Origin of the sequence: Adonisia turfae CCMR0081, assembly GCF_011009555.1 — a bacterium.
GTDB lineage: Bacteria > Cyanobacteriota > Cyanobacteriia > Phormidesmidales > Phormidesmidaceae > Leptothoe > Leptothoe turfae.
In genome coordinates this window covers 2,298,276-2,311,307 of the sequence record NZ_QXHD01000004.1, presented here as the reverse complement: position 1 = coordinate 2,311,307, position 13,032 = coordinate 2,298,276, and the positions used below count along the sequence as shown (strand labels likewise).

The following is a 13,032-nucleotide window of genomic DNA, read 5'->3' as shown; positions in this document are numbered from 1 at the left end:
ATCTAATTTTATTACTGGCGCAAGGTTGCAAGTTTGTTTTTTAGACTGTCAGCCTGTCTAATTAAATCAGTTTGAGACAGTTCTGACTGGTCTCCCGAACTCAGCCACTTTAGCTGTACAGTGTTCGCTTCAGCTTCGGCGTCCCCCAGAATCAAACAGCCAATAGCGCCGCTGCGATCAGCCCGCTTAAACTGTTTACCAAAGGCACTAGCACTCAAGTCGATTTCTACCGAAAATCCTGCATGGCGAAGCTTCTGAGCAAGCACTGTAGTCGCAGGCTCTGCTTTTTCACCTCGGGAAACGATGTAGAAATCTAAGGCAGGGACCGGTGTACTTTGCAGTTGCTGAAGTAAAATGGTGAGTCGTTCTAAACCAATGGCAAAGCCAATGGCTGGAACGTCTGGGCCGCCCAATTGTTGGACTAAACCATCATAGCGACCACCACCGCAGACTGTAGCCTGGGCTCCAAGATCCGCTGACATAATTTCAAAGGCAGTGTGGGTATAGTAGTCGAGACCTCGCACTAACCGAGGATTAATAGTGAAGTCAATGCCCAGGGCACTGAGCTGCTGTTGCACCTGGTTAAAGTGACGCTGGGAATCATCACTCAGATGATCCAGCAAACTGGGGGCATCGTTGACAATTTCCTGGGTGCGACTGTCTTTACTATCCAGAATACGCAGGGGGTTTCGCGTTAGGCGAGCTTGGGAATCACCGTCAAGTTCATCTCTGTAAGGGGTGAGGTAGTTCACTAAAGCATCGCGATAGACTTGGCGATCGGCTCCGCTACCGACTGAGTTGAGATCCAAGGTCAGAGACTTTAAACCCAGACTTTGGAGGATGTCGGTTGCGATCGCAATTACCTCCACATCCGCCCGTGGATCGCGACTACCCAAAATTTCTACATCTAGCTGATGAAACTGTCGCTGCCGCCCTTTTTGAGGACGCTCATAACGAAAGGCTGGCCCCGTATGCCATAGACGCTGTACACCGCCGCTCGCGTACAACTTATTACCAATAAAGGCCCGCACAAGACCAGCAGTAATTTCTGGCCGCAGTGTAATGGAACGTCCCCCCCGATCTTCAAAGGAGTACATTTCCTTACCAACGACATCGGTGGCCTCACCAATGCCCCGAGCAAACAACTCTGTTTGCTCAAACATGGGTGGGCGAATTTCTCGATAGGCAGCGCGATTGAGAATATCACGAGCTACTGATTCCACATGCTGCCACACCGTTACCTCATCGGGCAGAATGTCACGGGTACCTCGCAGTGCCTGGATATTGCTCATTAGTGAACTGTTAAAAATTTGCAGTGGGCATTGCCCACCCTATCAAATGATCGCCAGCTTAAACTTTATCCACAACCAGAATTAGATTTTTGTGCAGAAAAGACCACAGATGGCAACTTTGGTTTAAGACACTAGCTCCTGCTGGCCATTGGAGAGATGCTGATCATTATGACCATTAGTAGTGGGCAGGTTGCAACAGTTAACGTCATCGATACAGACCTTGCCCCATTTCAGAGCCCAACGGACCAATGCCACCCGATTACCGGTGGCTGTTTTATTTAGAACATTACTGATGTGGTTATCAACGGTGCGCTTACTAATATCAAGCTCAGTTGAGATTTCTTGATTAGTTAAGCCAGCGGCAACCAGCTCAACAATCTGCAATTCCCGTTCTGACAAGGGAGTTTGCTCTTTTTCCTGGGAAGATTGGCTGGCTGACATGGAAGTACCCTTCACTCACTGCGTATATATGCTTAGTGCTTATTACATCATAACCATTTTTAAGATGAGGCGTGTTTGTTAGCTTTTTTACTTAATCTGCCCCATTTGTAACGGCCTGAGCAGAGATCTAAAATAAACCTGGAAAACTCTAGACATCCAGATATCTAACGTCTATCCAGTAATTGCCCAGCCCATTTCCATAGCCCGGTCAACCGACGACCGAGATTGAGCAATTCAGGGGCAACAGTGTCGCTTTCCACCAGCGGTGTGAATTGTTCCTGTAGTAGCTCCCTCAATCGGTTGCTAGTCAGGGGGCGATTCAGGCGACCCCGTTGGGCAATGGAAATAGAACCCGTTTCTTCAGAAACGACTATACACAGGCAATTTTCAATGCGTTCAGTAATCCCCATGGCTGCCCTGTGGCGAGTCCCCAACTGTCTTGAGGCAATTCTTTCTGAAATGGGCAGAATGACCCCGGCGGCTACAATCCGAGACGCACGGATGAGAATGGCACCGTCATGGAGCAAGGTACTGGTTTGGAAAATAGTCTGAATCAGTTCCTTGGATAGATCGGCGTTCAGCCGTACTCCAGGAACCGAGAAATCATTTTCATCAATGGGGGGGCCAAGTTCTAAAATCATTAGCGCTCCCGTACGTTTTTGAGAGAGTTCCCGAACGGCATCCACCAGTTCATCAATCACACCATCTGGTCTGGATGTGGGGCGACTGGTGGGAGAAAACAGCTGAATAAGTTCGCCCCGTCCCAAAAGTTCTAAAAATCGACGAATTTCTGCTTGTAGCATCAGGGCCATGGCCACAGCGGCCCCAAAGGATAAATTAGTCAGCACAAAACCAAGCAGCGATAGCTTTAGCGCATGGCTAAGAACGGCTGCCAGCATCAGCACAATAAGTCCTCGAATCATCCATAGGTTACGGCGCTCGCCAATAACCACCAACATTAGGTAGATGAGAACGAGAACAAGGGCAATATCGATGATATGGATGAACAGACCTAGCAAATGTCAGCCCCAACCTGGGTTTTCAATATAAGGATCTAAATAGTGCGTTAGACATTGCGTTAGACGCTCGGCTTTAGCATTCAAACCGTTCTTCTAATCACGGTAGCGGGGGCTACGTATCCTGCATATCGCTTTGAGAAGGACCCTGGTTGTTGGCCTGCCAAGGTAACCAACGCTTCCTCTAATTGCATTTACGAGATGCCACGGCAGATCTCAGGATGCACCCAGTTCAAAAATCAGGATTTACAGGATAAGACGCCACAGATAGCGTTAATAACTGTGGACGATTCATTGCTAAAGCGGCGGCTACTGTAAAGACTACCCAAGATGGCCCGCAGCATGTATCTTGGCTTCTATTCTAGGCAACAGCTCCATTGACCGCCAGATAGCCAAGCTCAGCTCCTTAAATAGCTGGGGAGACGGTCGTAGCGGATTAAGTCTGCATCGGTTTCTCGCTCTACTATTAATGAGGCCTCACCGTTTTTCACCAATACGGCTGCCGGTCGAGGAACGCGATTGTAGTTGGAAGCCATGCTGTAGTTGTAAGCTCCAGTGGCGGGAATAGCGACGATGTCGCCCGCCACTAAAACAGGCAGCTGGGCATCGTGAATCAGCACATCTCCCGATTCGCAGTGTTTACCTGCCAAGGTAACGGTTTCACTGAGGGGGGCTGACATTTTGTTAGCCGCTAACACTCGGTAAAGCGACTGATAAGTAATCGGACGAGGATTGTCAGACATACCGCCATCTACCGCAGCATAGGCACGAATACCGGGGACAGTCTTCTGGCCGCCGATGGTATAAGCGGTGATACAAGCTGTGCCAATGAGAGAACGTCCTGGCTCGCAGATTAATTTGGGTAAAGCCACATTGGCCTCTTGGCAAGCTTTGACCATGTTTTCGCAAACGACCTGTGCCCAATCAGTAATGCTGGGTGGATCGTCGGTTTCGGTGTAGCGAATGCCAAGGCCACCCCCCACATCGAGTTCGCTAATAGGTAAACCATGGCGTTTTGCTGCTTCCATCCAAGTTACAAGGACAGCAGATAAATCTTCATGGGGCTGTAGCTCAAAAATTTGAGAGCCGATATGGGCATGCAGACCAACACAAACTAATGATGACTGCTGAGCTACGAAGGTAAAGACTTCTTCTAATTGATCGGGATCAAAGCCAAACTTGCTATCGATGTGTCCGGTGCGAATATAGTCGTGGGTGTGGCATTCAATGCCTGGTGTGATTCGTAGCAGAATAGTTGCGGGGGTTTGCGGACTGGCTAGCGCGCTGAGGGTTTTAAGCTCATGCCAGTTATCGACAACAATGCGGCAGCCTGCGTCAATGCCTCGTTGCAGCTCACCGTGGGATTTGTTGTTACCGTGAAAGTAAAGCTTATCTGGATTAACGCCAGCCGTTAGTGCCGTTAGGAGTTCCCCCCCTGATACCACATCCACGGCTAGGCCCTCTTGGGTTGCGATCGCACACACCGCCAAACAGTTCCATGCCTTTGAGGCGTACATCACTAGAGCCTCTCCCGGATAGTATTGGTCAAATGCCTGACGATACTGCTGACATGCCGTTCGCAGCGTCACTTCATCAAGAATGTATAACGGAGAGCCAAACTCCTTAACTAGATCGACGACATCACACCCGCCAACTTGCAGATGATCCTGTTCATTCACCTGAACACTGAGGGGTAAAAGCCGCTGATTGGGTGAGTCAGACCCGTTAGTCTCCAGGTAGTCAAGGCTAGAACGAGTGGTTTGATTTGCAGAAGGAAGTGTGGAAACCATAGCTATTGTCAGAGGTTGTCAGCGGGTGAAATCACCCAATGCAAGCTTCCAGTGTACAATTCGTCACCGATCACCCTCTGGCTTCTTCTGAGAAAGTATCTATTTACCTGGACCTTTTCATACGCGTGATGACAACACTGACCTACCAAGTTTTGACCGATGAGTTGCTGCCTGCTGTATTGCGGCTCGATCAGGTTTGTCTGGGGGGGCTGTGGACTGAAGCTGGCTACCGACGCGAAATTGACAGTCCCAATAGCGATCTACTTGTACTTTTGGCCAATCAAGATGTAATTGGTCTAGGCTGTCTATGGGCCATTCTAGATGAAGCCCATATCACTACATTAGCCATTCATCCCGATTATCACCGCCAATACTTAGGACAGCTCTTGCTCATTCAGCTGCTACAGCTGGCACGTCAACGCGAACTCACCCATGCCACGTTAGAAGTGCGAGCGTCTAATCAAAAAGCCCTGAGTCTGTATCAAAAATTTGGCTTTCGCACAGCCGGACAACGTAAGCGATATTACCAGGACGGCGAAAATGCCCTCATTTTATGGCGCAGCCATTTGCAAAACCCTGAGTTTCTACAACAGCTAAAGCATTTAGAACTTGAATGCACAGAAACATTTCGTCAGCATCAATACCAATGGCACCCATGTAACAATCACTAATTAATACGTATTAAATATTTATGTGCGTAATGCCACGGAAAATCTGTGGAGTAAAATCTCTAAATTCAAGGCGTTTGCCCCCTAAACAAAGGCCCTGTCAGGCTTAAATCTTGGTTAAGGATGTCAGTAATCGGTGGTACACGATGTAACGAGCGCGACCAAGGACAATGCCGCCTGACTTCACTCCCAGATCTACCCAAAAATTGTTTAAGTGAGTCTTTTTTTAGCGCTAGATCCATTGCAAGTCGTGAATACCGGCACAGTTTCAGCAAAAATGGCTGTGCTAGAATCATGGCAACTCCGCACAAGCCAGGTGATGAAAAGCCGCCATGTTTGAACGCTTTACAGAAAAAGCCATTAAGGTGATCATGCTCGCCCAGGAAGAGGCTCGCCGACTGGGCCATAACTTTGTGGGAACTGAGCAAATCCTCCTCGGTCTCATCGGTGAAGGTACCGGTGTGGCCGCCAAAGTTCTGAAGTCCATGGGGGTAAATCTCAAAGATGCTCGGATCGAGGTCGAAAAGATTATCGGTCGCGGTTCCGGGTTCGTCGCCGTAGAAATTCCCTTCACACCACGTGCTAAGCGGGTGTTAGAGCTGTCCCTGGAAGAGGCCCGTCAGCTAGGCCATAACTATATTGGTACTGAGCATCTGCTCCTTGGCCTAATTCGCGAAGGCGAAGGCGTGGCTGCCCGTGTACTAGAAAACCTTGGTGTCGACCTGTCTAAGGTTCGTACCCAAGTGATTCGTATGTTAGGTGAGACCGCTGAGGTCTCCACTGGTGGTAGTCAAGGTCGAACGAAGACGCCCACCCTGGATGAATTTGGCTCTAACCTGACTCAGATGGCCTCAGAGGGCAAGCTTGACCCTGTGGTTGGCCGTCAAAAAGAAATTGAACGTGTTATTCAGATTCTAGGCCGTCGTACCAAAAATAACCCTGTCCTCATTGGTGAGCCAGGTGTGGGTAAAACTGCAATTGCCGAGGGCTTGGCCCAACGCATTGCCAACGGTGATGTCCCCGATATCCTTGAAGAAAAGCGGGTTGTCACCCTGGATATTGGTCTGTTAGTGGCAGGAACCAAGTATCGCGGTGAATTTGAAGAGCGCCTGAAAAAAATCATGGATGAAATTCGCTCAGCTGCGAATGTCATCCTAGTAATCGATGAGGTTCATACCCTGATCGGTGCGGGTGCTGCTGAGGGCGCTATTGATGCTGCTAACATCCTCAAACCTGCCCTGGCTCGGGGTGAGTTACAGTGCATCGGTGCCACCACCCTGGATGAGTATCGTAAGCACATTGAGCGAGATGCTGCCCTAGAGCGTCGTTTTCAGCCTGTGATGGTGGGTGAGCCTAGCGTTGAGGAAACCATCGAAATTCTGCACGGTCTACGCGATCGCTACGAACAGCATCATAAGCTCAAGATTCTTGATGAGTCCTTGGAAGCTGCGGCCAAGCTGGCGGATCGTTATATCTCTGACCGTTTCCTTCCCGATAAAGCCATTGACCTAATTGACGAGGCAGGCTCTCGGGTACGACTGATTAATTCCCAGCTTCCCCCGGCTGCTAAGGAGCTAGACCGAGAGCTTCGCAGTGTTCTAAAAGATAAGGACAATGCGGTACGTTCTCAGGATTTTGACAAAGCGGGTGAGCTTCGCGATCGCGAAATGGAAATTAAGGCTGAAATTCGTGCGATCGCTCAAAGTAAGCGCACTGATGAAGCTGGTAGTTCTGATTCTCCTGAGGTTACCGAAGAGGACATTGCCCACATCGTGGCATCTTGGACTGGCGTACCGGTTAATAAACTGACCGAAACTGAGTCTGAGAAGCTGCTTCACATGGAAGATACGCTGCATCAGCGCGTTATCGGCCAAGATGAAGCTGTGAAAGCAATTTCTCGGGCAATTCGTCGAGCCCGTGTGGGTTTAAAGAATCCCAACCGGCCCATTGCGAGCTTTGTCTTCTCTGGTCCTACCGGTGTTGGTAAGACCGAGTTAACCAAGGCATTGGCCGCTTACTTCTTCGGCTCGGAAGAAGCGATGATTCGCCTTGACATGTCCGAGTTTATGGAACGCCACACAGTTTCTAAGCTGATTGGTTCTCCTCCGGGCTATGTCGGCTATAGCGAAGGCGGTCAGCTGACTGAGGCTGTACGTCGTCGTCCTTATACAGTCGTTCTCTTTGATGAGATTGAAAAGGCCCACCCTGATGTCTTCAACATGCTGTTGCAGATTTTGGAAGATGGCCGTCTCACCGATGCCAAAGGCCGTACAGTTGACTTCAAGAACACCTTGTTGATTTTGACCTCCAACATCGGTTCTAAGGTTATTGAGAAAGGTGGCGGTGGCCTTGGCTTTGAGCTAGAGGAAGATGCAGCTGAGTCTCAGTACAACCGCATTCGTTCTCTAGTTAATGAAGAGCTGAAGCAGTACTTCCGTCCTGAGTTCTTGAACCGTTTGGACGAAATCATCGTCTTCCGTCAGCTTACTAAGCCTGAGGTTAAAGAAATCTCCGATATTCTGCTCAAAGAAGTCTTTGGTCGGTTAACCGAACAGGGAATCACCCTAGAGGTAACGGACAAGTTCAAAGAGCGTTTGGTGGAAGAGGGCTACAACCCCAGCTACGGTGCTCGACCGTTGCGTCGCGCCATCATGCGTCTGCTAGAGGACACCTTAGCAGAGGAGATTCTATCCAGCCGTCTACAGGATGGAGATACAGCCGTCGTCGATGTGGATGAGAAAGGTAAGGTCGTTATCGCACCTAAGGAGAAGCGTGAGCTACTTACCCAAGGTGCCGATTAAGCTGCCCTAGTCTCAGTTCATTTCACAAATGACTTCTTGGAAAAGTTCCGAGAAGTCATTTTTAATGGCCATGCTTGGGCCAGATTGAGGAAACGATATCGCTTAAATAATCGCTTAAATAAGTAAGTTATTAACTATTGTAAACAGGTCTGATGCTTCCTTGCTTCCCACAGGCGTCAGATTTGATAATGGTTTTACCTCGCAGCGACTTCGTTGCAAGGTTATGATTGCCGATGGGATTCGGCGTATTTATTGCTGAACGTTGCTGTTTTTTGGAATAACTTAATCTGTAAGTTGCTAAATAATTCTTGGAATTCTTGGCAACGCAGCTAAAAATATTTCCTTAAATTAGCAACAACATTGCTGTTTGATTAGGAGCTTAGTTAGAGTGCTGGACAAACTTTTAGGTAAAAAGTCTGGATACTATTTAGAATTACCCGAAGAAGAAATCGCGGCTATTTCTGAGCCCACTGCTACGCCAGCACCTGCTGCTGCACCAGCGCCAAAGCCCGCTGCAGCGACAGCCAAAGCTCCTGCGGCTAAAAAGGTCAAGAATACTGATAACAAAGCATCCGAAACAGCTGCCCCAGTGGCCACTCCAACTGCCTCTATTTCAGATCCTATAGAACTAATTCGTACAGCACTGGCAGCTTCAGCTAATCAACCGCCAGCACCTGAACCAGAGCCAGCTCCCACATTTGATTACACAACCCCCGTTGCTAAGGCAAGTCGTCGTCGCCCAGGCCCCAGCATGTCGTCGTTTAAGTCCATGGCCAAAGCGATGAGGAGAACTACCGCTGGTTTCTAGTAAAGGCTGGATACAACATCCCTGCTGATAGCGCCCGGTGGCGAATCAATTCTATACCCAAAGGTCGGGCTAATCTATCAAGCTCGACCTTTGGGTGTATAGGAACATGCGGTTGATGCCACCTAGCGCTGGGCATAGGCAGCGATCGGTTCCTTGATAAATCGAATATACAGGTGCTTAAAGGTAGATTTCATCACCCGTGGCATGCCGAAATCAATGGGCATTAGCTTCTCGGGTAGTTGCCAGTTATCGATGTACAACTCAGCCGGTGACTGTAGAACAAAATCAATGTTATTGGGGCATAGTCCAAGGCGTTGAGAGGCTGCAACGGTTGGCACTTGAGATGGCTTGATCTGAAGAACATCTACCATGGCCCGATCTAGAGCATAGACATTCTGTGATGCTCCTAATACCCCAAGGCGTCGTGGTTCACCGCCGCTAGGTCCGTTACCTTCATGACCAATGATGCCATCTAAAATTGTCAGGTCTGGGTCAATAGCTTGGGCAGTTTCCACCAACATTTGAGCAAATTTCTGACAGTCCTTACCTGATTCCATATGCCACCAGGCTTTCATTTTTCCTGGCACGCAGCCGAAGAGATTTTTGACACCCAATGTTAGCGTGAGCTGAACGTGGGATTTAACCTTAGGTAAATTGATCACCACATCGGCTTCCATTGCTTCTTTCGAGAGCAGCAGGTTATCAAAATTACCCTCTTGCTGAAACTGATAGCGTTTACCGTGGAGTTCCACAATGGGTAAGTCAAGTTTCTTTGCCCACTGCAGTAGACCATTGGCCTTAGCAACACCGTAGGCGCTACCAAAGGCTGGGCTATCACCCAAAAACGGTTGGCCGCCAACTTCTTGAACCAGTTTAGCCACACAATAAACCAACTCTGCCCGCGTAGTGCATTCCTTGGTAGGACGTGCGCCTGTGAGTAAATTAGGTTTTAAAAGAACTCGTTGACCTGGTTTGACATAGGCTGCCATGCCACCTAAAGGAGCCAGCAGGTCACGAAGCTGCTGCTCTAGGATGTCGACATCGTAGCTGGTGGCTTTGAGCAGACTGACGGAAACCATAGATTATTCAAGAAAATGGTCAATTTCATTATTTATTGTGAATCTGGTGGCCCTAAAGTGCAATCCAATATCTGATGTAGGGTCGTTCCATGGAACGACCCTACATGAAGAAATGCCTGGTTGATCCTGATGCGCAAGTAGAGTATTGACGACAAAAGGTGGGCTTAAGATTGTAGGGTGTCCAAGGGGACGATGATGCCCTCAGGATGCTATAGAAGATAAGAAAATAATGCTGAGCCTGTGGGCAAAGACAAGTGGGACCTGGATTAACGTGGTGCTGGTGCTATTGGGTACCACGAGTGGGCTAATTGTCAGGGGACGATTACCTCGGGCGATGCAGGATGTGATTACCCAGGCGGTGGGGCTGATCACTCTATTTATCGGAATGCAAATGGCTCAGCCATTGACTGAGGTAGATGCTGGCAACATTGCTGGTGTGATTGTTGGTTTGGTGGCCTTGGTTGTCGGTGGTCTGCTGGGCGAGTGGTGGCAGATAGAACGACGACTCATCGCTATTGGGGATGCTTTAAAAGCCAGATTTGGCGGCGGCGGTCAGTTTACTGAAGGGTTTGTTGCTGCGAGTTTGTTGTTTTGCATTGGCCCCATGGCAATTTTGGGCAGTCTCAACAACGGTCTTAGCGGTGATGGCACAATTTTAATTATCAAGGGCACTATGGATGGCCTGGTGTCGATCGCGTTGACCGGTAGTTATGGTGCTGGTGTTGGGTTTTCGGTGCTGCCCGTGGTGGTCTATCAGGGTGGTATGTCTTTGTTGGCTGGATTGTTGGCCAGTGGGATTGGTGATCCGGCATCTTCCCCCAGTGTGTTGTTGGTGACCGGTGTGGGTGGGGTCATTATTCTAGGGTTAGGTTTGAATTTGTTAAAAGTGGCGACTATCCGAGTGGCCTCATTTTTACCAGCGCTATTGTTGACACCACTGCTGTATAAACTTTGTCAGTTGTTGAGTGTTTAGAGACTACACTGCAAAAGCAGTTTGTTCTTCCATAATGCCAATGAGTACGGAGACTAAACTGTCTAAATCTCCTGGTAGTTTAAACAGTTCTAAGTCTTGAGTGATTTGTTGTTTCTGCGGATCGAGCTGACCAAATCGCCACACTTCACCAATGGTTACGGCACCAAATAAGGGGTCTAAGGATTCTTGTTGTTTTGCCAGGGCAATGAGTTCTACGGCTAACTGTGTAAAGCCTCGCGACAGATCGTCGTTTTTTGCCTCAATAATTAAAAACTCGTGATCAGATCGTAGGAGATAATCCAGATTACCTTTAAGCCATTGACTAACATTGAGGGGATATTCAATTTTGAGCTGACAATTGCAGAAAGCAGCTATTTCTATCAGGATAGGAGCTACCAAGGTCTCCCGACGAGCAGTTTCGCTAGTCAAACTCACGACTGGCAATGTACGTTCAATGCGCTGTTCTAATTCAGCAAGCTGAGGAAAGGTGCGTTTTCCCTGAGGTAAAGTAATTCGTGCCCTTTGTAGGCGATAGCCAAACTCAGCCAGGATATCCTCTGGATCATAGGTCATTTCAAAATATGACCGAAAGGTATATGAACGCTCAGGATCTAGGATTGGTGGTTTAGCCATTGAATTTACCTTTTAACCTAAGGCTCTGAAATACAGAAAGCACTTTAACTATAGCGAAGCTTCTAGTAAACACTTGAAGACAGGTTTGACTCATACGCGCATCCATTTTTTCAGGACTCGCATGGGCTGACCGCTTTTCGGTTCGGTTTGCTCTTTGCTCCAGGCATTGGGATCAGCAAAACCAAGCTTATGGAGGTGTTTGATGATCAGGTCCATGGTAATGTTTGAGCCGATGAGGGTGATGAGGACCGATTCACGGTGGGGTGCTGCTGGGAGAAGGACTTTGGCTTTAGGGGGTAAAGTTTGTTTCCCTGTACCAACGGGTTTTCTCTGCTCGTAGTACACCTGCTGATCCAGCAGCTTCACCGGGAATATCTTCTCTATAAATAAAGACTTTTGTTTAATAGACAATTCGGCCATATGACAATATCGATCAGAACTCTAAAAGGTGATCAAAATGTGCTCAAGCAATGTAGCCTTTCATTCTGTTGAATCTTGATATCTTCCAAAAAGCTTAAATTCAGTTTCAAAGAGTCATCACATAAGCAATTAGTTAAAAAAATCTTTTGGGAAACTACAAACTCAGTAAATTACGCATAATTTGAATAGGCTTTCCGTACTTTAGCTAAACAAAAGTGAATTTATGCCTGATCCCGGAACCAAGGGATGTTAAATACCCTAAAAAAACACATTTGAAGGTGCCTAAAAATCACACAAACGTTCGTTAATCCTACTGTTCACCTGATAAGATACTTAGATACCCGATCTTCATGTATTCTCCTATACATTTGGGGCTACAGAATCAATTGTCAGTGAATTTCTATGGCTGGTTCATCTATTGAAGTTATCGTTACTCTTGAAAATCCTGAGCTTTCTGATGAAGAAATTCAAGTATCTGTTCGCACACTAAGAAATCAACTGGCCGAATTGGAAGAGCTACAAGATGTAATGCTACTCCCTGTCTCTGAAGCATTGCCTGGTGCTAAAGGGATTGGCGGTTTTGTATTAGGTAAACTTAAAGCCCTCCTAAATTTAGATGCTTTGAAAAAAATGGTGGGGGTTTTAGGTCAAAACCTCTTTGGTTCTTCAATAGAAGTTGAAGCTAAAGGCAATGGTAGAGAACTAAAAATAAAAATTCGAACGCCTGAGGACCTACAGCAGGTGATGCCAGAAGTAGAACGCTTTATCAACGGGTGATCTAACTATGGCTAAATATGCATTGCTTGTTGGCGTAGGTACCTACGAGAATGATGCTTTTCCTGCACTCCCTAGTGTCATAAACGATATTCAGCGTGTTAAGGAAGTTCTAGAAAACGAAGAACTCTGCAACTTTGATTCAGTCACTGTATTAGCAAATCCAGAACGACAGGTGCTAGAACGGGGGATCTACAATCTCTTTGCGGACAAGAGGCCAGATGACGTTGTTTTAATGTATTTTTCTGGTCATGGCGTCAAGAATCAAGAAGAAAAGCTATTTTTAGCAACTCCTCAAGTTGAGAAAAATGGTAAGGGGGTGATTATTGACCCAACG

General features: G+C 47.7%; 13 protein-coding genes. 6 read left to right on the top strand and 7 right to left on the bottom strand.

What is annotated here, in order from left to right; all coding sequences use genetic code 11:
- Positions 1–11: 11 nt before the first annotated feature.
- The 4 genes from hisS to lysA form a co-directional block, all read right to left on the bottom strand.
- Positions 12–1,292 (bottom strand): histidine--tRNA ligase, encoded by a 1,281-nt coding sequence (hisS, locus tag DXZ20_RS14295; RefSeq protein ID WP_163669795.1) that lies wholly within the window; start codon positions 1,290–1,292, stop codon positions 12–14.
- Positions 1,293–1,415: 123 nt separating this feature from the next.
- Positions 1,416–1,733 (bottom strand): photosynthetic electron transport-dependent transcriptional regulator PedR, encoded by a 318-nt coding sequence (pedR, locus tag DXZ20_RS14290; protein ID WP_163669793.1) that lies wholly within the window; start codon positions 1,731–1,733, stop codon positions 1,416–1,418.
- Positions 1,734–1,897: 164 nt separating this feature from the next.
- Positions 1,898–2,752 (bottom strand): diadenylate cyclase CdaA, encoded by an 855-nt coding sequence (gene cdaA, locus DXZ20_RS14285; RefSeq protein ID WP_006518533.1) that lies wholly within the window; start codon positions 2,750–2,752, stop codon positions 1,898–1,900.
- Positions 2,753–3,147: 395 nt separating this feature from the next.
- A complete protein-coding gene (lysA, locus tag DXZ20_RS14280) occupies positions 3,148–4,539 on the bottom strand; it encodes a diaminopimelate decarboxylase (protein ID WP_163669792.1) in 1,392 nt (463 codons plus the stop codon).
- Between the two features lie 128 nt (positions 4,540–4,667).
- On the opposite strand from lysA, the gene rimI reads away from it, so the two are divergent.
- The 3 genes from rimI (at position 4,668) to DXZ20_RS14265 (ending at position 8,816) form a co-directional block, all read left to right on the top strand.
- Positions 4,668–5,210, top strand: a complete 543-nt coding sequence (gene rimI, locus DXZ20_RS14275; protein ID WP_250565158.1) for a ribosomal protein S18-alanine N-acetyltransferase — start codon at positions 4,668–4,670, stop codon at positions 5,208–5,210.
- Positions 5,211–5,539: 329 nt separating this feature from the next.
- The gene (locus DXZ20_RS14270; RefSeq protein WP_163669775.1) at positions 5,540–8,008 is read left to right on the top strand and encodes an ATP-dependent Clp protease ATP-binding subunit; all 2,469 of its coding nucleotides are present in this window, start codon (positions 5,540–5,542) and stop codon (positions 8,006–8,008) included.
- Positions 8,009–8,396: 388 nt separating this feature from the next.
- Positions 8,397–8,816 (top strand): hypothetical protein, encoded by a 420-nt coding sequence (locus DXZ20_RS14265; protein WP_163669773.1) that lies wholly within the window; start codon positions 8,397–8,399, stop codon positions 8,814–8,816.
- A 122-nt stretch (positions 8,817–8,938) separates the two neighbouring features.
- Here DXZ20_RS14265 and DXZ20_RS14260 read toward each other — a convergent pair whose 3' ends face one another.
- On the bottom strand, positions 8,939–9,895 hold the full coding sequence (locus DXZ20_RS14260) for an Npun_F2552 family protein (RefSeq protein WP_163698832.1): 957 nt from the start codon (positions 9,893–9,895) through the stop codon (positions 8,939–8,941).
- A 229-nt stretch (positions 9,896–10,124) separates the two neighbouring features.
- On the opposite strand from DXZ20_RS14260, the gene DXZ20_RS14255 reads away from it, so the two are divergent.
- A complete protein-coding gene (locus DXZ20_RS14255) occupies positions 10,125–10,868 on the top strand; it encodes a DUF554 domain-containing protein (protein ID WP_163669769.1) in 744 nt (247 codons plus the stop codon).
- Positions 10,869–10,871: 3 nt separating this feature from the next.
- Here the strand turns inward: DXZ20_RS14255 and DXZ20_RS14250 are convergent, their stop codons facing one another.
- Both DXZ20_RS14250 and DXZ20_RS14245 read right to left on the bottom strand, forming a co-directional pair.
- The gene (locus tag DXZ20_RS14250; RefSeq protein WP_163669767.1) at positions 10,872–11,501 is read right to left on the bottom strand and encodes a hypothetical protein; all 630 of its coding nucleotides are present in this window, start codon (positions 11,499–11,501) and stop codon (positions 10,872–10,874) included.
- A 90-nt stretch (positions 11,502–11,591) separates the two neighbouring features.
- The gene (locus DXZ20_RS14245) at positions 11,592–11,921 is read right to left on the bottom strand and encodes a hypothetical protein (RefSeq protein ID WP_163696629.1); all 330 of its coding nucleotides are present in this window, start codon (positions 11,919–11,921) and stop codon (positions 11,592–11,594) included.
- Between the two features lie 402 nt (positions 11,922–12,323).
- Between DXZ20_RS14245 and DXZ20_RS14240 the strand changes: the two genes are divergently transcribed.
- The gene (locus tag DXZ20_RS14240) at positions 12,324–12,698 is read left to right on the top strand and encodes a hypothetical protein (RefSeq protein ID WP_163698830.1); all 375 of its coding nucleotides are present in this window, start codon (positions 12,324–12,326) and stop codon (positions 12,696–12,698) included.
- A gap of 7 nt (positions 12,699–12,705) precedes the next feature.
- Positions 12,706–13,032 (top strand): caspase family protein (locus tag DXZ20_RS14235; RefSeq protein WP_250565757.1); only part of this gene is annotated, 327 nt, incomplete at its 3' end.

Coding starts and splice junctions, on each gene's coding strand:
- hisS (WP_163669795.1), bottom strand. CDS start 1,292: ATGAGCAATATCCAGGCACTGCGAGGTACCCGTGACATTCTGCCCGAT.
- pedR (WP_163669793.1), bottom strand. CDS start 1,733: ATGTCAGCCAGCCAATCTTCCCAGGAAAAAGAGCAAACTCCCTTGTCA.
- lysA (WP_163669792.1), bottom strand. CDS start 4,539: ATGGTTTCCACACTTCCTTCTGCAAATCAAACCACTCGTTCTAGCCTT.
- rimI (WP_250565158.1), top strand. CDS start 4,668: ATGACAACACTGACCTACCAAGTTTTGACCGATGAGTTGCTGCCTGCT.
- DXZ20_RS14270 (WP_163669775.1), top strand. CDS start 5,540: ATGTTTGAACGCTTTACAGAAAAAGCCATTAAGGTGATCATGCTCGCC.
- DXZ20_RS14260 (WP_163698832.1), bottom strand. CDS start 9,895: ATGGTTTCCGTCAGTCTGCTCAAAGCCACCAGCTACGATGTCGACATC.
- DXZ20_RS14255 (WP_163669769.1), top strand. CDS start 10,125: ATGCTGAGCCTGTGGGCAAAGACAAGTGGGACCTGGATTAACGTGGTG.
- DXZ20_RS14250 (WP_163669767.1), bottom strand. CDS start 11,501: ATGGCTAAACCACCAATCCTAGATCCTGAGCGTTCATATACCTTTCGG.
- DXZ20_RS14245 (WP_163696629.1), bottom strand. CDS start 11,921: ATGGCCGAATTGTCTATTAAACAAAAGTCTTTATTTATAGAGAAGATA.
- DXZ20_RS14240 (WP_163698830.1), top strand. CDS start 12,324: ATGGCTGGTTCATCTATTGAAGTTATCGTTACTCTTGAAAATCCTGAG.